General features: G+C 60.9%; 20 protein-coding genes. 6 read left to right on the top strand and 14 right to left on the bottom strand.

Going from position 1 to position 17,873, the window contains the following annotated elements; translation table 11 throughout:
• Positions 1-101: 101 nt before the first annotated feature.
• Positions 102-1,046 (top strand): diacylglycerol/lipid kinase family protein, encoded by a 945-nt coding sequence (locus AC1DUP_RS13220; protein WP_113300936.1) that lies wholly within the window; start codon positions 102-104, stop codon positions 1,044-1,046.
• 3 nt (positions 1,047-1,049) lie between these two features.
• On the opposite strand, the gene AC1DUP_RS13215 is transcribed toward AC1DUP_RS13220, so the two are convergent.
• Together AC1DUP_RS13215 and AC1DUP_RS13210 are read right to left on the bottom strand one after the other, a co-directional pair.
• Positions 1,050-2,825: a GGDEF domain-containing protein gene (locus tag AC1DUP_RS13215; protein ID WP_477832861.1), complete on the bottom strand. Its 1,776-nt coding sequence runs from the start codon at positions 2,823-2,825 to the stop codon at positions 1,050-1,052.
• A gap of 165 nt (positions 2,826-2,990) precedes the next feature.
• Positions 2,991-4,367, bottom strand: coding sequence for a glutamine synthetase family protein (locus tag AC1DUP_RS13210; RefSeq protein ID WP_477832860.1), 1,377 nt, complete (start codon positions 4,365-4,367; stop codon positions 2,991-2,993).
• 45 nt (positions 4,368-4,412) lie between these two features.
• Between AC1DUP_RS13210 and AC1DUP_RS13205 the strand changes: the two genes are divergently transcribed.
• Complete coding sequence (locus AC1DUP_RS13205) at positions 4,413-5,780, top strand: aspartate aminotransferase family protein (protein WP_477832859.1); 1,368 nt, start codon at positions 4,413-4,415, stop codon at positions 5,778-5,780.
• Here AC1DUP_RS13205 and AC1DUP_RS13200 read toward each other — a convergent pair.
• A complete protein-coding gene (locus AC1DUP_RS13200; protein ID WP_162748624.1) occupies positions 5,777-7,267 on the bottom strand; it encodes a glycosyltransferase family 39 protein in 1,491 nt (496 codons plus the stop codon). The genes AC1DUP_RS13205 and AC1DUP_RS13200 overlap by 4 nt on opposite strands.
• Position 7,268: 1 nt before the next feature.
• A complete protein-coding gene (locus AC1DUP_RS13195; protein WP_113300940.1) occupies positions 7,269-8,279 on the bottom strand; it encodes a glycosyltransferase family 2 protein in 1,011 nt (336 codons plus the stop codon).
• A gap of 82 nt (positions 8,280-8,361) precedes the next feature.
• Here AC1DUP_RS13195 and AC1DUP_RS13190 point away from each other — a divergent pair, with 82 nt between their 5' ends.
• Positions 8,362-9,321 (top strand): lysylphosphatidylglycerol synthase domain-containing protein, encoded by a 960-nt coding sequence (locus tag AC1DUP_RS13190; protein WP_113300941.1) that lies wholly within the window; start codon positions 8,362-8,364, stop codon positions 9,319-9,321.
• Between the two features lie 7 nt (positions 9,322-9,328).
• Here AC1DUP_RS13190 and AC1DUP_RS13185 read toward each other — a convergent pair whose 3' ends face one another.
• The 4 genes from AC1DUP_RS13185 to AC1DUP_RS13170 are packed head-to-tail and all read right to left on the bottom strand — an operon-like array spanning position 9,329 to position 11,659.
• On the bottom strand, positions 9,329-10,564 hold the full coding sequence (locus tag AC1DUP_RS13185; RefSeq protein WP_477832858.1) for an RNA polymerase sigma factor: 1,236 nt from the start codon (positions 10,562-10,564) through the stop codon (positions 9,329-9,331).
• 10 nt (positions 10,565-10,574) lie between these two features.
• Positions 10,575-10,934 carry a YciI family protein gene (locus AC1DUP_RS13180; RefSeq protein WP_113311472.1) on the bottom strand — a complete coding sequence of 120 codons (360 nt, stop codon included), beginning with the start codon at positions 10,932-10,934 and terminating at the stop codon, positions 10,575-10,577.
• Positions 10,935-10,936: 2 nt separating this feature from the next.
• Positions 10,937-11,296 (bottom strand): YciI family protein, encoded by a 360-nt coding sequence (locus AC1DUP_RS13175; protein WP_477832857.1) that lies wholly within the window; start codon positions 11,294-11,296, stop codon positions 10,937-10,939.
• Positions 11,297-11,308: 12 nt separating this feature from the next.
• Entirely contained in the window at positions 11,309-11,659 is a 351-nt protein-coding gene (locus AC1DUP_RS13170; protein WP_477832856.1) for a YciI family protein, read from the bottom strand.
• A gap of 156 nt (positions 11,660-11,815) precedes the next feature.
• On the opposite strand from AC1DUP_RS13170, the gene AC1DUP_RS13165 reads away from it, so the two are divergent.
• Complete coding sequence (locus AC1DUP_RS13165; protein ID WP_477832855.1) at positions 11,816-11,983, top strand: hypothetical protein; 168 nt, start codon at positions 11,816-11,818, stop codon at positions 11,981-11,983.
• Positions 11,984-12,027: 44 nt separating this feature from the next.
• On the opposite strand, the gene amn is transcribed toward AC1DUP_RS13165, so the two are convergent.
• The 3 genes from amn to AC1DUP_RS13150 form a co-directional block, all read right to left on the bottom strand.
• Positions 12,028-13,530, bottom strand: a complete 1,503-nt coding sequence (gene amn / locus AC1DUP_RS13160) for an AMP nucleosidase (protein ID WP_113300946.1) — start codon at positions 13,528-13,530, stop codon at positions 12,028-12,030.
• A gap of 72 nt (positions 13,531-13,602) precedes the next feature.
• Positions 13,603-13,782: a hypothetical protein gene (locus tag AC1DUP_RS13155; protein WP_113509043.1), complete on the bottom strand. Its 180-nt coding sequence runs from the start codon at positions 13,780-13,782 to the stop codon at positions 13,603-13,605.
• 132 nt (positions 13,783-13,914) lie between these two features.
• Entirely contained in the window at positions 13,915-14,253 is a 339-nt protein-coding gene (locus tag AC1DUP_RS13150; protein ID WP_113300948.1) for a DUF2147 domain-containing protein, read from the bottom strand.
• Between the two features lie 431 nt (positions 14,254-14,684).
• On the opposite strand from AC1DUP_RS13150, the gene AC1DUP_RS13145 reads away from it, so the two are divergent.
• Positions 14,685-14,954: a sel1 repeat family protein gene (locus tag AC1DUP_RS13145; protein WP_477832854.1), complete on the top strand. Its 270-nt coding sequence runs from the start codon at positions 14,685-14,687 to the stop codon at positions 14,952-14,954.
• Between the two features lie 146 nt (positions 14,955-15,100).
• Here the strand turns inward: AC1DUP_RS13145 and AC1DUP_RS13140 are convergent, their stop codons facing one another.
• The 3 genes from AC1DUP_RS13140 to AC1DUP_RS13130 form a co-directional block, all read right to left on the bottom strand.
• Positions 15,101-16,213, bottom strand: a complete 1,113-nt coding sequence (locus AC1DUP_RS13140; protein ID WP_113311470.1) for a pyridoxal phosphate-dependent aminotransferase — start codon at positions 16,211-16,213, stop codon at positions 15,101-15,103.
• 89 nt (positions 16,214-16,302) lie between these two features.
• Entirely contained in the window at positions 16,303-16,701 is a 399-nt protein-coding gene (locus AC1DUP_RS13135) for a PilZ domain-containing protein (RefSeq protein ID WP_113300951.1), read from the bottom strand.
• Between the two features lie 164 nt (positions 16,702-16,865).
• Positions 16,866-17,267, bottom strand: a complete 402-nt coding sequence (locus AC1DUP_RS13130) for a DUF2177 family protein (RefSeq protein ID WP_113509044.1) — start codon at positions 17,265-17,267, stop codon at positions 16,866-16,868.
• Between the two features lie 154 nt (positions 17,268-17,421).
• On the opposite strand from AC1DUP_RS13130, the gene AC1DUP_RS13125 reads away from it, so the two are divergent.
• A complete protein-coding gene (locus AC1DUP_RS13125) occupies positions 17,422-17,868 on the top strand; it encodes a host attachment family protein (RefSeq protein ID WP_113509045.1) in 447 nt (148 codons plus the stop codon).
• Positions 17,869-17,873 lie beyond the last annotated feature (5 nt).

The raw sequence follows: 17,873 nt of genomic DNA, 5'->3' as shown, positions 1-17,873 counted from the left end.
TTGCGTTTCGGCGATGTTGCCGGGCAAATCATCCGGCTTGAAATCGCATATGCTTCAACCATCTTGAGGTCAGGAACAGCGGGATAGGGAACAGGCACCTCATGAAGCTCGTCGGTTTATTCAATCGCGACGGCGGTACCTTCAGAACGACAGACATGCAGGCATATGAAAGGCGCGCGGAAGAAGTCTTCCGCGAAGCCGGCCATGATTTCGATGCCATCGTCTTCTCCGGCAACGAGATCGTTCCCGCCATGGAACGGGCAGCGCGGCGTGACGACATCGACGGCATAGTCGCCGGCGGCGGTGACGGCACCATTTCGGCAGCAGCGTCGATCGCCTGGAAGAACGGCGTAGCGCTCGGCGTCGTGCCGGCCGGCACCATGAACCTCTTTGCCCGCTCGCTGAAAGTGCCGCTCGATATCTGGCAGGCGCTGGACGTGCTGGCTTTCGGCGAACTCGACAATGTCGATATCGCCAGCGCCAACGGCAGGCCCTTCATCCACCAGTTCTCCGCCGGCCTGCATGCGCGCATGGTGCGCTACCGCAATTCCTACAGCTATCGCTCCCGCTTCGGAAAGATGCGCGCCAGCACTCGCGCCGCCTTCGGCGTCGTCTTCAACCCGCCGGAATTCGAGGTCGCCTTCGAGGCGGCCGGCATGAAAGAAACCCGCCGCGTCTCGGCGATATCGGTCTCAAACAACCCCTTCGGCGAAAACGCGTTGCTCTATGCCGATAATCTGCGCAGCGGCGAACTTGGCTTCTACACCGCAAAACCGCTGAAACCGCTCGGTGTCGCGCGATTGGCTATCGACATGCTGCGCGGCAAATTCCGCGAAAACGATGCGGTCATGGTCCTGCATCCGGCCGAGGTGCATCTGCACTTCCCGAAGCTGCGCGCCAAGGCGAATTGTGTGATGGATGGCGAGCTTCTGCCGCTGCAGCGCGACGTCACGATCAAGCTTCATCCCGGCGAGTTGAAGGTGCTGGTCAAGCAGGGGCTCGCCGCACAGGAAGGCGAGGGGGAGCGGCGCGAGCCGGCCGCTTGACGCTCAGAGCGAAGCGGAGCGCCTGGCTCTAAAAGGAATGAGAGCGTTTTCGGCGATATCCCGGTCCGCTTCGTCGCCGAATACACAGGTGCGGTTGCGTCCCTGCTTCTTGGCGCAGTAAAGCGCCTCATCGGCCGATGCGATAAGCTGTCGCCAGCCTTCGGTACCGCAGGCGCCGGAGGCGACGCCGATGCTGACGGTGACGGAGAGATCGACGCCGGTTTCCGCATCGCGGATGACATGCGCCTGAATGCGGCTGCTCAGTTCCTCCGCAAAAGCCGCGGTGGCCTCAAGATCGGCATTCGAAACGAGAACGGCGAATTCCTCGCCGCCATAGCGCGCGACAATATCCGTCGGCCGCATGGCGCTCTGCAGCAGTGACGCGATTTCGATGAGCACGGCGTCGCCGGTGAGGTGACCATAGGTATCGTTGACCGTCTTGAAGTGATCGATATCGATCAGCATCAGGCAGACATCTTCCTCGCGCTCCGAAGGGGCATTGCCGAAGCCTTCCAGCGCCCGGCGGTTCCATACGCCGGTCAGGCCGTCCTTCTCGGCCTGCATCTTCAGGCGGGCCTCATACTCGGCCCGCTCGTCAAGCTTGCCGCGAAGCAGTTCCAGCGCTTCGAACAGGCTGCGCATCTCCGGTGCCTTGGAGACCCCAAGGTTTGTCATGGCGTTGCCCTCGGCAAGCGCGATGATCTGCCGGCGCGCCGTCAGCAGCGGATCGAGCATGTGAAGGCGGATGGAGCGGAAGAGGGAGAGCAGCACCGCCAGTGCAGAAGCCGTGATGACGGCAATGGCGGCCAGACGGTAGGAGGCTGCGTCATGCTGGGCCCTGTAGCGTTTCACGACATCATCGAGGAAGACCGTGCGCAGCCGCGCTAGTGGCTGCAGCGTCGGAACATAGTTGCGCGTCAGATCGACGGCGGAGATCGAATAATCGCCGGAAATCTTACCTTGTTCGATGAGGATCTTCACGAGGTCGAGGCCGGATCCGAAAAAGATCGTATCGACATCCTTCATGAGCTTGGCAGACAGCGCATCATGATCGCTGACGATCTTCTGGCCCTGCATCAGCGTGCGCAATTCCAGAAGCCGCCCGATAGTGCGGTTTGCATCGGTGATATGGCTGTCGCGCAGCGGCTGGCGTGTGGCGATCGGCCCCATGATCTGTGAGGCGGCCCGCCCGCCATATTCGCGCATGTCACTGATCATGCGTCCGGTGAGGAACGGCGCGGTCAGTTCCGGCCGGCGGCTCGTGAAGGCCGCCACGTGCCAGTCGACGACATGCTGGAAGGTTTCGATCACCTCGATCATTTCGCCGATCGCGCCCTGGACATCCTGCGGCCGGCGCTCGGCAAGGGGCGTTGCGGCAACCCGGTCCACGGCCTCACGGGCTTTGCGAAGCTGGTCCCTGGTATCGTCGATAGCCTTCTGCAGATCGGGCAGGGCGGAAGAGACATCGACGGCAAGCGGCTCGTCGAGAGCCTCGAGCGCCAGATCGCTGATGCGCCGGAAGACCCTCAGCCGCTCCGTCGCTGGGGCGCTGCTATCCGGCTCGATCGCCATAATGTCGTTGGCCGGGCCGCGCTCCGCGGACATGTGGGTAGCGACCTCCAGAACCTGTTGGAAGCGTTCCACCGCAAGCAGATTGTCATGAGTCGAACGGTAGCTCTCATAGGTCGGAATGAGGGCGCTTACCGTCAGAACGAAGGTGAGAAAGGCGACGATGACGGTCGCAAACAGCAGCTTTCCCTCAAGAGTGATGCGGTTCATCAGACCGATCCCTTTCCCTGTCCGATTATCCATGCCGGCTCCGCTGCCGGTCACTGCACATGCCGGTATCAGGCATATATTACTGATGCCGAGTATATATCGGCGAGAATGCCAACAGGGTTAAGAAAAGCGTCTAGATGACTGTTATGTGACGGGTTATATTAACTAGAGGCGCGCAAGATATGTGCGGTAGTCGAAATCCGATACCGTGCGCAGATGCGCGATCGCTTCCTTGTACTTTGTGTCGCCATAAAGCTTGCGATACCGCTCGCCGAAGACATCGGCGATGAAAGCGGAGTGCCGGAATGTCTCCACCGCCGTCAGGAAATCATGCGTGAGCCGCTTCGCGCCCGGCGGGGTGTAGGCGGGCGTCGTTTCCTCACCGGGATCGAGATCACCATCAAGGCCAAGCAGCATGCCGCCAAGGATAGCCGCCAGCAGCAGATAGGGGTTGGCATCGGCGCCCGCCACGCGATGCTCGATGCGTGCAGCCGGCCCGTTGCTGTCGGGGATACGGATGGCCGTGCCGCGATGCCCTGTGCCCCAGGTGAGGTCGGTCGGCGCGAAGGATCCCGGCTGGAAACGGCGATAGGAATTGGCGAAGGGTGCAAAGACGAGCTGCGCCTCATGCATGGTCCGCAGCATGCCTGCCGTCACTGATTTCAAAAGCTTGGGCTCGCCGCCCTTGGCATCGAGAATATTGTTGCCATCCCTGTCGATGATGCTTGCGTGAACATGCAGACCCGAACCGGCATGTTCCGAATAGGGCTTGGCCATGCAGGTCGATTTCAGCCCGTGCTTGCGCGCTGCCTGCTCGGCGATGCGCTTCAGGTAGAGGCAGTCGTCGGCCGCAGCCAGCGCATCGGGCCGGTGCAACAGGTTCACCTCAAACTGGCCGGGGCCGAATTCCGCCGTCGTCGCCTCCGCCGGCAGGTCCATCGCTTTTGCATAGGCGCGCAACGTCTGCAGATAGGCGTCGAGCGCGTCGATGGCGCTCATGTCGTAGAGCTGAAAGCCGTTCGGCTCGCCGCGGTAGGTGAGGCTAACAGGCGGAGAGGGAATGCCCGTCTCGCGCCAGTTCTCCTCGACCACATAAAACTCCAGCTCGGTTGCCACGACGGGCGTCAGCCCGCGCTCGGCGTAGCGTTCAAGCACAGAGGCGAGAATGCCGCGCGGGTCCATGAAGCTGCGGCTGCCGTCGAACTCGTGCATCGTGGCGAGCACCTGCATCGATCCCTCCGGCGCCCAGGGCATCGGCGTCAGGCTGCGGCGATCGGGGATGACATTGCCGTCGGGATCGCCGATCGTCAGCGACAGGCCGGTAATGTCGTCATTGTCGTCACCCCAGATGTCGAGCGACTGCGTCGAGGTCGGCAGGCGGATATCGCCGGCCCAGACTTTCTTTTCGGCCGAAAGCGGAAGCTGCTTGCCGCGCAGATCGCCATTCATGCCAACGATCAGGATCTCGAAACGCGGATCGCCTTCTCCAGCCTCTTTGCCGTTGCTCGCCATGACCTTGAAAATCCTCTCGCAGAAGGCCAAGGTCGTAAACCATCACAGAAAGCCTTTCAATCCGAAGGTCTAATCATGTCCGATACTTACCCGCTTTCGAACCTTGCCGCGATCGATGCCGCCCATCACCTGCATCCCTTCTCCGACATGAAGAAGCTGAATGCCGAGGGAACGCGCATCATCCAGCGCGGCGAGGGCGTGCATATCTTCGATAACAACGGCAAAAAGTATCTCGATGGTTTTGCCGGTCTCTGGTGCGTCAACATCGGCTACGGCCGCAAGGAAATCGCCGATGCCGTCGCAAGGCAGATGAACGAGCTCCCCTACTACAACACCTTCTTCGGCACGACCTCGCCGGCGGCGACCCTGCTGGCCCAGAAGGTGACGTCCAAGGCCGGACCGCGCTTCAACCATATCTTCTTCACAGGCTCCGGCTCGGAGGCGAACGACACCTGGTTCCGCATGGCCCGCGTCTATTGGGCGGCGGTCGGCCAGCCCCAGAAGAAGACAGTCATTGCGCGTCGCAACGGCTATCACGGTTCGACGGTCGCCGGCGCCAGCCTCGGCGGCATGAAATACATGCACGAGCAGGGCGACCTGCCGATCCCCGGCATCGTCCATATCGGCCAGCCCTATTGGTATGGCGAAGGCGGCGATCTCTCGCCCGCCGAATTCGGCCTGAAAGTTGCCCGCGAACTGGAGGCCAAGATCGATGAGCTGGGCGAGGAGAATGTCGCAGCCTTCGTCGCCGAACCGATCCAGGGCGCAGCCGGCGTCATCATTCCGCCGGAGACCTACTGGCCGGAGATCGACCGCATCTGCAAGGCGCGCAACATCCTGCTCGTCACCGATGAAGTCATCTGCGGCTTCGGCCGCCTCGGCGAATGGTTCGGCCATCAATATTTCGGCGTCGAGCCGGACTTTGCCCCAATCGCAAAGGGCTTGTCGTCAGGCTATCTGCCGATCGGCGGCGTGCTCGTCAGCGATCGCATTGCCGATGTGCTGATCAACGAGGTCGGCGATTTCAACCATGGCTTCACCTATTCCGGCCACCCGGTCTGCGCTGCCGCCGCCCTCGAAAACCTGCGCATCATCGAGGAGGAAAAGCTGGTCGAGCGCGTGCGCGATGACATCGGCCCCTATTTCGCCAAGAAATGGGGCGCCCTTGCCGAGCACGATTTCGTCGGCGAGGCTGAAAGCGTCGGCCTCATGGGCGGCCTGCAGCTTGCCGCCGACAAGAAGACCCGCACCCGCTTCGAAAAACCCGATCCGATCGGCGCGCTTGTGCGCAACCATGCTCTGGCAAACGGCCTCGTGCTGCGCGCCACCGGCGACCGCATGCTGGCCTCGCCGCCGCTCGTTATCAGCCACGAGGAGGTCGACGAGATGGCGCGCATCGCCAAGATTGCGTTGGATGCTGCTTGGAAGGAGCTGCGCTCTTAGGGATAGGCGATCGCGTAGGCGAATTGATAGGTGTCACCCGGCTGGCCGTAGATATAGGGCAGGGCAACGATATGCGTCTCCGGCTGCTTCAAGCCGGTTTGCGCCAGTACATCTCCAAAATATTCATTCGGCCAGGCCGGGGGCGTTTTGCCCTTGTCATCACGCCAGACGAAGACGATGGGATGTTTTGCGTCCAGCTGGAACTTCGGCTTGAAGTCCGGATAGAAATAGGACTGTACCGGGGTGCCGGGCATCAGCAGCCGCATATTGCCGTCGAGATGCGGGTCGTAACCGACGATCAGCCCCGGCTCGCCGCCGATATCCTTGCGGATCGTCTCGGCGAAGCTGCCGTAGGGGATGTTCAGCCGCTGATATTTGCCGAAGAGCGGGCCGTAATAGGCGCGCATGGCGAGCACGGCCAGCACGACGCCCATGATCACGCCGCTCACCGCCAGCGATGCGCGCAAGGGCGCTCCCGCATCGACCTCGGCGCTGTCGGCCTTCATGCAGATATAGAGCGGCAGGATGAGGAAGAGTGGCGTCAGCCATCGGTCGGCGACGTTGTCGACGCCGGCAAGCAGGATCATCAGCGCAATGGCGCCGATCTCGATCAGCAGGATGCGCCCGGCAATTCTCGACCAGCGGCTGGAAGCGCGCGACATTGCCGGCAGCGATTTGGCAAAGAGCGCCAGAAAGATGACGACGGAGACGCCGGCAATGCCGACCATCGCGGAGATGAAGCGGAGAAAGCCGGTCGATATCTGCGAGAGATAGCCTTTCTCCTCACCGGTCATCTTGTGCAGCGTGCGATCGATGGCGAGGTCGAGATGCTGCAGGAACCAGATTGCATGCGGCGTGACGATAGCGATCGAAATCACGATGGTCAGTATCAGTCGCCGATCGAACAGGCGCTTGCGGAAATCGGTATCGATCAGCGCAGCGACGAATGCCGCGGCTGGAAGAAGCGCGAAATTATACTTCGATATGATGCCGATGCCGGTCGCAACGCCGACGATCGCATAGGAAATGGCCGACGGCGTCTTCAGCGTGCGGAAAAAGCCGTAGAGGAATAGCGATCCGGCAAAGATCGTCGCCACCGAATGCGTCAGGTCCCGCTGCGCCTCGAAGACGATCTGCGGCACGGTGAGCAGGCCAAGCGTCGCGACCACCACCAGGCTGCTGTTCTTCAATGTCAGCCGCGCCGTCAGCCAGTAGAAGACATAGGACAGGAACAGCATGGTGCATTTGAGGAGCGACAGCGAAAACAGCGACGCGCCAAGCAGCGATGTCACCCCGTACTGCACCCAGTTGTAGAAGGGAGGTTGCGAATTATAGCCGAAGGCGAACCACTGCGAGAGCAGCATCTGCTCCGCCTCGTCCAGCTCCAGCGCATTCGGAATGCTGAGCCGCACGATCAGGTGGAGCAGAAAATAGGTTCCAAGCACCGCCAGGATGAGATTGGGCCGGCGGCTGAAAAGGCTCTGCACCTCAGCTTTCTCGGGAGAAGATCTGGCGCACGATATAATTCGGCGAGGCATCGTCGCGGTAGTAGGTCCGCGCGATCATCTCCGCCAGGATGCCGGTCGTGATCATCTGCACGGACGACAGCAGCAGCACGACGCCGACCATGAGCATCGGTCGCGTGCCGATATCATTGCCCATGATGAACTTGTCGAAGCCGAGATAGAGCAGGATCAGCGCTGCGAGGCCGCCGAGGCCGAGGCCGAGCGAGCCGAAGAAATGGCCCGGACGCGCCTTGTAGCGCATGAAGAACATCACCGACAGCAAGTCCAGGATCACGCGGAAGGTGCGTGAGATGCCGTATTTCGACGTGCCGTGCTGGCGTGCGTGATGGGTGACAGCCATTTCGCCGATGCGCGAGCTCGGCACGACGCCGGCAACCCAGGCCGGGATGAAGCGGTGCATCTCGCCCATCAGCTTCACCTGCTTGATGATCGAGGCACGGTAGATTTTCAGGCTGCAGCCGTAGTCGTGCAGCTTCACGCCGGTGATGCGGCCGATGAGGTAGTTCGCGCACCAGGAGGGGATCTTGCGAAGCAGCAGCCCGTCCTGGCGGTTCTTGCGCCAGCCGACGAGCAGGTCGAGTTCGCGCCGTTCCAGCTCCGAAACCATCGAAGGGATATCCTTCGGGTCGTTCTGCAGGTCGCCGTCCATTGTGGCGATCAGCCGGCCTTGCGCGGTATCGATGCCTGCCTGCATGGCGGCGGTCTGGCCGAAATTGCGCTGCAGCTCGACGATGCGCAGCGTCAGTCCCTCGTGGTTGACGAACTTGCGGGCATTGACGAGCGTTGCATCGGTGCTGCCGTCGTCGACGAGGATCAGTTCCCAGCGATGCGGATAGTCGACCATCGCCGCGGCAATGCGCTCGACGAGCGGGCCGATGCTTTCTTCCTCGTTGAAAACAGGAACGACCAGCGACAGCTCGAGCGGTTGCACCTGATCATTCGCACCGCGAATGGACTCTACCGTTGTCTGCAACTTTCATTTCTCCTAAAAGGCCCAGCAATGGAAAACCCGCTGGAAAACCAGCCGCCGCAGCCAAACTTAGGAAGCCTGATACATGAAGACCCCGAGTGTTGAAAGCGGGCAATCCTGGTTTCTGCGCAATCGCATGAGCCTGCTGACGGTGGCAATCGTCGCGGCCTATGCGCTTTTCATCGAATGGTTCTGGGGCTGGTCGGTCATATTGCAGCAATGGGCGGCCGTCGGTCCACGTCCGGTCATCGGCGCGCTGATACTCCTGACCAGCACCTATTTCCTACGTACATGGCGCATCTACGATTATTTTCCACGGGAGACGGCGGGCCGTTTCGCGGCCCTCTTCCGCGTCACCCAGATCCATAATCTCCTGAACATCATGCTGCCGTTCAGGGCAGGTGAGACCAGCTTTCCGGTGCTGATGCGCACGGAATTCGGCATCCCGCTGACGCGCGGGACCTCGGCGCTGTTCGTCATGCGGTTGCTGGACCTGCATGCGCTGCTGGCCGCCGCCGGCCTCGGCTTTGCTGTGGCCGCCCCGAACGCGGCGTTCGCCTGGCTCGTCTGGGTCCTCTTTCTGTTCCTGCCGATCTTCGCCTTTGCCGCCCGCAAGCCGCTGCTGCGCCTCGGTGCGAAACTTCTGCCGCGCAAGGCGCAGGCGCTGCTTCATGAAATCGAGAACGGCCTGCCTTTCGATGCCGTCGCCTTCAGCCGCGCCTGGGCGATGACGATCGTCAACTGGCTGGTGAAGGTGCTGGTGCTCGCCTGGGCGCTCGGCCTGATGGGCGTCATGCCGATGGCCGCAAGCTTCGGCGGCGCGCTGGGCGGTGAGCTTTCCTCCGTGCTGCCTGTGCACGCGCCTGGCGGCGTCGGCACTTATCCGGCCGGCATCACTGCCGGTGCCGTCGCATTCGGCGCATCGAGCGAACGCTCGGCCCTGGACGCCCTGGCGCAGGCAAGCGTAAGCGCGCATCTGCTCATCATCGTTTCCGCGTTGACGGGCACCGCCATCTCGCTACCGCTCGGCCGCCGTAAGGGTTGAGAACGGTTCAGGGCGAAGCCGCAAGCTCCGCGATACGCTTGCGCAGAAAGACCTGCTCCGGTTCCTGCCGGCAGAGTGTCAACGCCGTCTCGTAAGCATCGATCGCCTCGGCCCTGCGTCCGAGCCGGCGCAGGAAATCCGCCCGCGCCGAATGGGCGAGATGGTAGGTCGTCAGTTCGCCCTTGCCGATGATGGCATCGACAAGCGCCAGCCCTGTCTCCGGTCCTTCGGCCATGGCGACCGCCACGGCGCGGTTGAGTTCGGCGATATCAGAGGGATGTGCGGCAATCAGCAGGTCGTAATAGAAGGCGATGCGCCGCCAGTCCGTTTCCTCGTTGCTTCCGGTCTTCGTGTGCTCCGCGGCGATTGCCGCCTGAACCGTATAGATGCCGATATCAGGCGTACGCATGGCGCTCGCCAGCAGCGACAGCCCCTCTGATATTCTTGCCCGGTCCCAGAGCGAGCGATCCTGATCGGCAAGCAGCACCAAAGCTCCCTCGCCATCCTGCCGGGCAGCACGGCGCGACTCCTGCAGAAGGAGCAGTGACAGCAGGCCAGCGACATCCGGATGCGGCAGCAGGGTTGCCAAGAGCCGCGCCAGCCGGATCGCCTCCGTCGTCAGGTCGGCGCGCACGATCATATTGCCCGAGGATGCCGAATAGCCCTCGTTGAAGACGAGGTAGATGACATGCAGCACGCGATCCAGCCGCTCTGGCAGCTCGGCTCCGGCAGGCACTTCATAAGGGATCTTTTCCGTCCTGATCCGGTTCTTGGCGCGCACGATGCGCTGGGCGACGGTTGGCGCCGGCACCAGGAAGGCGTGCGCAATCTCTTCCGTCGTCAACCCGCAGACCTCGCGCAGCGCCATCGCCATCTGCGCATCGGCGGCAAGAGCCGGATGGCAGCAGATGAAGATCAGCCGCAGCATGTCGTCCTCGATCGGTTCCATGTCGCCGATCTCCGTTTCCGTGCCGCCAGGGTAGAGCCCATCCTCGATATGCTGCAGCGAGGCATTGAAACGCGCCCGCCGCCTGAGGTGATCGATCGCCTTGAAGCGGCCGGTCGACACCAGCCAGGCGATGGGATTGTTGGGCATGCCGTCAACCGGCCATGCCCGCGCCGCAGCCGCAAAGGCATCGTGCAGTGCCTCCTCAGCGCGGTCGAAATCGCCGAGCAGGCGGATCAGCGTTGCGAGAACCCGGCGCGAATGCTGTCGATAGAGTTCCTCGATCACCCGTTCCAATTGCCTATCCTCACTGCGGCAGCGTGAGCGTTCTCACCGGCCGCAATTCGATCGCCCCGACCCGGACGCTCGGAATGCCCGCGACGACTTTGCGCGCCTCTTCGAGATCGGCCGCCTCGATGATGTAGATGCCGGCCAGATGTTCCTTGGTTTCGACATAGGGGCCGTCGGTCGAAGACAGAATGCCATGACGCACTCTTAGCACTGAGGCACTGTCAGGACCTTCCAATGCATCGGAATGGATCATGATGCCTTTATGCTCAAGCTCCTCGTCATACCGGAAATGCGCCCTCACGAGCTCGTCGCCCTCGGCCTGGCTGAGTGTGCCGTCCATGTCGGCGGGATTATAGATGAGGCAAACGAAGCGCATGGCTATTTCCCATCCTTGATCGAATAGGCGGGCCGGATCTCGATCGACGCATATTTGAGGATCGGGAAGGTGGAGATGATCGACTGTGCCTCCTCCATATCCCTGGCGTCGATCACGACGAAGCCGCCGAGATGCTCCTTGATTTCGGCGAAGGGACCATCCGTCGCGGCGACGGTGCCATTGCGAACCCTGAGCGTCACGGCCTGCTCCGGCTCGTAAAGCGCCAGCGCGCTGAGCATATGGCCGCTCTCGCGCCATCCGTCGTCACTGACGATGCATTCCTGCGTGATCGCCGCCCACTCTTCCTGAGTGACCAGTTTGCTCTTTTCAGTATCGAACCAGATCTGACCGAGAAACTTCATGACACGACCTCCTCAACCGAATTCATGGATGGGGCGAACCTCGATTGCGCCGAGCTTCGCCAGCGGAATGCCCGCTGCAACCCGGATCGCATCATTGAGGTCCTTGGCGTCGATCAGGATGAAGCCCCCGAGCGCTTCCTTCGTCTCGATAAAGGGGCCGTCGGTGACCGACATCTCGCCGCCGCGCACCCTCACCGTGACTGACGATTGCGGCGACTGCAGCGCCTGGGCGACGATCATGTGACCGCTCTCGGCAAGGTCGCGGTCATAGGCGCGCGAATCCCGATCGAGCTTGTTCTTCTCGTCCTTTGACATGGCCGACAGCACCGTGCCGTCGAACCAGACCTGGCAAAGATATTTCATCCTCTTGTCCTCCACGCTGTGTTTTCACAGTCCTTGGACGAGCAGCCTATGCGCTTTTCGACAGGGAAGAAAAAAATCTTTTGAGCGGTGCATGTGTCGAAAGGCCGGGGCAGCGCTCGACAAGCTTCCATCGAAACCTATCGAGGAGATGGAGCAATGAGCATGCTTGAAATCGCAATCGCGCATCTGATCGTCACGCGGGACATACGCAACGCGAGGCCGATCGAAAACGCCGAAGTAGTGAAGGTGTTGGTCAGGACCGGAATCGCACTGGCCATATTTGCCGGCGTCGTCGCGGCCTTGCAGATCGCAGCAGGCGCCTAGAAGAAAGACAGCCCGGCAAATGATGACGGGCTGTCCAAGATATCTTACTGAAACGCCGTTTCGAAGAAGCTGCGCAGCTTGCGCGAATGCAGGGCTTCCGGCGGCATGGCGGCAAGCTTCTGGATCGCCCTTATGCCGATCTGCAGGTGCTGGTTCACCTGCGTGCGGTAGAAGGCAGTCGCCATGCCCGGCAGCTTCAGCTCGCCATGCAGCGGCTTGTCGGAAACGCAGAGCAACGTCCCGTAAGGCACGCGGAAGCGGAAGCCGTTGGCGGCGATCGTTGCCGATTCCATGTCGAGCGCGATGGCGCGGGCTTGCGACAGTCGCTTTACCGGGCCCGCCTGATCGCGCAGTTCCCAGTTGCGGTTATCGATCGTGCCGACTGTGCCGGTGCGCATGATGCGCTTCAGCTCGAAGCCTTCGTAACCGGTGATCTCGGCAACGGCCCCCTCGAGTGCCACCTGCACTTCGGCAAGTGCGGGGATCGGCACCCAGACCGGCAGGTCGTCGTCGAGCACGTGATCTTCGCGCATATAGGCATGCGCCAGAACATAGTCACCGAGGCGCTGGCTGTTGCGCAGGCCGGCGCAATGACCGAGCATCAGCCAGGCATGCGGGCGAAGCACGGCCACATGGTCGGTGATCGTCTTGGCGTTGGAAGGACCGACGCCGATATTGATCATGGTGATCCCGGCATGGCCCTTCTTCTTGAGGTGGTAGGCCGGCATCTGCGGCAGGCGGGTAAGCGTTGCATCCGTTTCCGGAACGCTCGATCCTGCCAGCGTCACGATGTTGCCCGGCTCCACGAAGGCCGTGTAGCCGTCGCCGCCTTCGGCCATCAGCTTGCGCGCCCAGGAGCAGAATTCGTCGACGTAGAACTGGTAGTTCGTAAACAGCACGAAATTCTGGAAGTGCTCGGCACCAGTCGCCGTATAGTGCGACAGGCGCGCCAGCGAATAGTCGATGCGCTGCGCGGTGAAGGGCGCCAGCGGCGAGGGCTCGCCCGGAGGCGGCAGGTATTCGCCGTTGGCGATCTCGTCATCCGTCGTGTTGAGGTCAGGCGTATCGAAGAGATCGCGCAGCGGAATATCGACGAAAGCCGCAGCCGACGCTTCCACATGCGCGCCTTCGCCGAAAGCGAAGTGCAGCGGGATCGGCGTGGAAGATTCCGAGACCACGACAGGTACATTGTGGCTCTTCATCAGGAGCAGCAGCTGCTCCTTCAGGTAATGCTTGAAGAGCTTCGGCCGTGTCACCGTCGTCGTATAGACGCCCGGTGCCGTCACATGGCCGTAGGAGAGGCGGGAGTCGACATGGCCGAAGCTCGTCGTCTCGATGCTGACCTGCGGGTAGAGGGCGCGGTAACGGCAGGTGACCGGCGCACCCTGGGCGAGCTTCGTGAAGCTGTCGATCAGGAAGGAGGTGTTGCGCTCGTAAAGCTCTGTCAAAGCTTCGACGGCTTTTACCGGATCATCGAAGGTTTGCGGCTCGAAAGGGGGAGGCGACGAAATGTCGAAAGCGGACAGGGGAGAGATTCGTTTGCTCATGGTGCATTATAGAGAGTTGTTTTTAACAAGCAAACGACGGGCGAAGCCTGAGTCCCAGATATTTTCCCGATATCAGCGGATGACGGTGCAGTAACCGCCGTTGCTTTCCAGGCAGGTATAGTTCGCGCCGAAATGCGACTGCAATGCACCGCCGCCGCCGGTACGCACGATGACTGCCGAAAACGAGATCGCGAAGATCGCCGCAAACAGCGTTATGATTGTAAACCGTCTCGCCAGAATGAACACGTCCACGTCCTTACCCCCGATATACGCCCTTCATGGTGCTCTTTTGCCATGATGTGGCTGAACGGGTGCTGAGATGGCGGTTCATTTGGCGTTCAGTTTCCGAGGCCGGCTAAGGTCCTCAGAGGCTGGCCCACTGCCTCAGAGACGGGTCCAGGTCTGCGACTTGCAGAGGACATTCAGCACGCAGCCTTTCAGCTTGAGAGATCTGCCGGAAACGCTGCCCGAGCCGCTGTAGATCTTGTCGTCGGCGGGATCGGTGATCTCACCGCTATAGCTGCCGCCGGTGCCGGCTAGCGTGCCGATCTTCTTGCCGGCATATTTGCCCGACTTGAGTGTGATGCAGTATCCCCCGCCACAGGGGCCGATCGCTGCCGTGTCGCCGGCGACCGTCTTCCAGTTGCCGACGATCGGTTCTTCCGCCTGTGCAAGGCCTGCCACAAGTGCCAGCGCGCCGGCGAGAACGAGGGTACGGATCATCTCTTTCCTCCATGAGATACGAAATGGCGCGAAAATAACTGACGCGAACGTAAAGGTAAATATCCCGTCGAAAGCGCCTGAAATGCAGCCTTCGGCATCCGTTTTTTCTGCCGATGGCCTGATCGATGCTGATTTCAGGGTAAACAAATCCTCAATTTCCAAATCCTAATTTTTCGTAAAAGGCGCGCAAAAATCCTTAATTCGCAGGGATTCCGATGTTTAACAAAAACCCAATTTTACCAAGCATTTGCACTTTGTTTGCGTCAAATTAATCATGCATTTTAGGCGTTTTTTGAAAGCCGTTTGGCATAGTGAACCCATCAAACGAGCGGGGCAAACCCGCCGGACCGGCAAGGCCGAAAGCCACACAAGATGGCAAGGCCCAAAGGTAAAACAGGGTACGTCTAAACAGGCTAACAGGGATAGAACCGATGGCACGCTTTGAAATGCACAATGCTGAAATGGCCACCATGGCTGGCGACAACAACAGCGCCGATGTCTTCTGCGAAATGGGTCTGATGTATGCGACCGGCCGTGGTTGCGAGATCGATCTCGTCTCTGCCCACAAGTGGCTGAACATCGCCGCAATCAAGGGCAACGACCGTGCCGCCGAGCTGCGCGCCGATGTCGCCGCTTCGATGAGCAAGATGCAGCTTGCATCCGCGCTCCGTGCCGCCCGCGAATGGATGACGATCCACTAGGGAACGTCGCCACCACGACAATTCGAAATAACAACCTCAAAAGAGGGGAGCTGGCGGGGCGCTTTGGACGGGGCCGACGCCGGGAGAAGGAAACCGCGACCGGCAACACCCGCCGGCCGCGGTTCACCCGTTTTGATTTCCTGTTGTCAGGCGAGTTTTTTCAAGACCAGTGGCAGCGCCGCTTCGAGCCGCGCCATATCGGCTTCCGGCCCGACGCTGACACGAATGCAGCGGTTCAGCGGCACGACACCCGGCATGCGGATGAAGACGCCACGCTCCATCAGCCCGTCCACGACGGCCCGCGCATGGGTGCCGTCGCGTCCGGCATCGATCGCCACGAAATTCGTGGCCGATGGCAGCGGCTGCAGGCTGTTCCTCCTGGCAATATCAGCGATCCTATCGCGTGCGGCATGGATCTTCCCGATCACTTCGGAAAGGTAAGCCTGATCCTTGAGGGCTGCGAGTGCGGCGACCGTCGCAAGGCGGTTCATGCCGAAATGGTTGCGGATCTTGTCGAAGGCCTGCGCGGTGCCCGGCGTCGAGATGACATAGCCGACGCGGGCGCCGGCAAGCCCGTAGGCCTTGGAGAATGTGCGGGTGCGCACGATGTTCGGCAGGTCGATAAGGGAATCGATCGAGGGAACGGCGGAGGCCGGACCGGTCTCGCTGTAGGCTTCGTCGAGGATCATCATGCAGGTTTCCGGCAGGGCGCGCGCAAAGGCGACGATCTTGTCGGCATCCCACCAGCTTCCCATCGGATTATCGGGATTGGCGAAATAGACGAGAGGCGCGTTCTCCCGCTTGACTGCATCGAGCAGCGCGTCGAGATCCTCGCGGTCGCCGGCATAGGGAACGGTGACCAGCCGGCCGCCGAAACCGTTCACGTGGAAATTGAAGGTCGGATAGGCGCCGAAGGACGTGACCACGGCGCCGCCGGGCTCGATGACCAGCCGCACGATCTGGCCGAGCAACTCGTCGATGCCGCCGCCGACGGCGATATTGGCCGGTGTCACACCGAGATGGGCGGCGAGCGCTTCGCGCAGCACGTAGTTTTCCGGATCGTTATATTTCCAGATATCGCCGGCCTGTTCCCGCATGGCGGCAATGACCGAGGGAGCCGGGCCGAAACCGTTTTCATTTGCGCCGATGCGTGCTTCGACCTTCAGGCCGCGCTGGCGCTCGATGGCCTCGGGGCCGACGAAAGGAACGGTGGAAGGCAAGGCGCCGGCAAGCGGCGTGAAGCGCGAGAAGGCAGACATGCGATGGCAATTTCCCGGAATTGTTGAAAAAGCCGCGCAAGAATAGGCTCTCGCTTCGCCAAGGCAAGCAAGATTATTTCTCGTTCGGCTCAGACGCGGCTGCCGTTGCGGCGCGCGTCGATCGCTTCCGTATTGCCGATCATGAAATCGGCCCGCACTACCTTGCGTAGAACGTCCGGATCGATGATGTTGATGAAACGAACACCGATGCGTTCATGATGGCGGTAGACCTCGGCACAGCCGATGCGGTAGGCAAGCCCCAGGATGTTCAGGTAATAGTGTTTGGGCAGGCCGGCCGTCGTCGACACAACGAAGGTCGCGCCGCCCTGGGAAATGTCGAGGATTTCGGCACTGCGCATCGAAATCCCCGTCAGACAGGGGCGAACGGCCACGATACGGGCTGGTCGTTTGACGTTGAACTCCTCCCACCGAATGTCGTAGACAGCCGACTTCACCGTGGCGAGGTGCGTTGCGCGGAGCATTTCCATTTCGCATTCTCCGTCAGACAGTTCAAATTTCGGGCTGTTCTACGGAGAGGCTCACACGAATGTTTTTCACATTCGTCAAATATAAAACTACAATTTTACCGAGTTTGAAATTTGTGCGTTAGCGGCACATCTATTGTACTCTCTTGGGAATATGACAGCGCCGCTCAGGCGAAAAATCTTGCCGCGCAATAGCCTCCAACAGCACTAAGTGCCGTCAGAAACGTGCCCCAGACCATGTCCACCAGGCTCATGGCGAGCGGCCAGTTCTTAAGTGTCGACAAATTTGTGATGTCATAGGTGCCGTAAGCCGCCAGTCCCAAAATGGCACCATAGAGAAGCGCCGTTCCGATCGAGCCGCTGGAGAGCGCCGGCAAGACCGCAAGTATGACAATCGCAACCGTGAAGAGCAGATAGAAGAGGGCTGCAATGGCAATATTCGGTGACGGCAACATCAGTTCGCCGAGCTGATCGCGGTAGAAGCTGCGGGCCACAATGCCGAGCCATATTGCGTCGATGACGGCAAGGGTGAGAAGGCAACCGGCGTAGGCGACAAACGCTGTCTTCATCGTCTTGATCTCCGCTTCGGCCTCTCTACGGCGAGGCCGGCCTTTCGGATCGCCGACCGCCGCTCTTTCCGCAGAATTTCCCGAACTCTTTCAATTGCCGGGCGTTCTCCTCAAGCCATGCGCTGCTTCCAATGATGAAAGCGAGGAAACTCAAATGACAGACATCAAAATTCCCTGGGAATCCTGGGTCGTTGTCTGCGATGGGGCCAAAGCCCTGATCCTGCAGAACGCGGGTGACGCGGAACTCATGAATCTCCAGGTTCGCGAAACCCTTACGCAACCCAACCAGCCCGACCGTGAACTCGGCACAGACAAGCCGGGGCGCTCCTACGCCCCGAACGGGATGAGCGGCAGCGCCATGGAAGAGACCAATTGGCAGGATCAGGCGGAAGCCGACTTCCTGAAGGGGATTGCCGACAAGCTTGACGAACTCGTCCATGAGAAAGAAGCGCGCCGCATCGTTCTGGTCGCACCTCCGCGCGCTCTCGGAACGTTGCGCCCCAATCTCAGTGCCGACGCGCAGGCGGCGATTTCAGCCGAAGTGGCGAAGGACTATACCAACCTTCCCGTCGATCAGATCGAGCGGCATCTCGCCGCCTGATCGTC

Source organism: Rhizobium sp. 01L419, assembly GCF_056400025.1.
Note: the sequence above shows the minus strand (reverse complement) of the source record. Positions and strands in the feature narration are given on the sequence as shown.

Coding starts and splice junctions, on each gene's coding strand:
- AC1DUP_RS13135 (WP_113300951.1), bottom strand. CDS start 16,701: ATGGAAATGCTCCGCGCAACGCACCTCGCCACGGTGAAGTCGGCTGTC.
- AC1DUP_RS13205 (WP_477832859.1), top strand. CDS start 4,413: ATGTCCGATACTTACCCGCTTTCGAACCTTGCCGCGATCGATGCCGCC.
- AC1DUP_RS13190 (WP_113300941.1), top strand. CDS start 8,362: ATGAAGACCCCGAGTGTTGAAAGCGGGCAATCCTGGTTTCTGCGCAAT.
- AC1DUP_RS13175 (WP_477832857.1), bottom strand. CDS start 11,296: ATGAAGTTTCTCGGTCAGATCTGGTTCGATACTGAAAAGAGCAAACTG.
- AC1DUP_RS13170 (WP_477832856.1), bottom strand. CDS start 11,659: ATGAAATATCTTTGCCAGGTCTGGTTCGACGGCACGGTGCTGTCGGCC.
- AC1DUP_RS13125 (WP_113509045.1), top strand. CDS start 17,422: ATGACAGACATCAAAATTCCCTGGGAATCCTGGGTCGTTGTCTGCGAT.
- amn (WP_113300946.1), bottom strand. CDS start 13,530: ATGAGCAAACGAATCTCTCCCCTGTCCGCTTTCGACATTTCGTCGCCT.
- AC1DUP_RS13180 (WP_113311472.1), bottom strand. CDS start 10,934: ATGCGCTTCGTTTGCCTCATCTATAATCCCGCCGACATGGACGGCACA.
- AC1DUP_RS13165 (WP_477832855.1), top strand. CDS start 11,816: ATGAGCATGCTTGAAATCGCAATCGCGCATCTGATCGTCACGCGGGAC.
- AC1DUP_RS13220 (WP_113300936.1), top strand. CDS start 102: ATGAAGCTCGTCGGTTTATTCAATCGCGACGGCGGTACCTTCAGAACG.
- AC1DUP_RS13215 (WP_477832861.1), bottom strand. CDS start 2,825: ATGAACCGCATCACTCTTGAGGGAAAGCTGCTGTTTGCGACCGTCATC.
- AC1DUP_RS13145 (WP_477832854.1), top strand. CDS start 14,685: ATGGCACGCTTTGAAATGCACAATGCTGAAATGGCCACCATGGCTGGC.
- AC1DUP_RS13150 (WP_113300948.1), bottom strand. CDS start 14,253: ATGATCCGTACCCTCGTTCTCGCCGGCGCGCTGGCACTTGTGGCAGGC.
- AC1DUP_RS13140 (WP_113311470.1), bottom strand. CDS start 16,213: ATGTCTGCCTTCTCGCGCTTCACGCCGCTTGCCGGCGCCTTGCCTTCC.
- AC1DUP_RS13130 (WP_113509044.1), bottom strand. CDS start 17,267: ATGAAGACAGCGTTTGTCGCCTACGCCGGTTGCCTTCTCACCCTTGCC.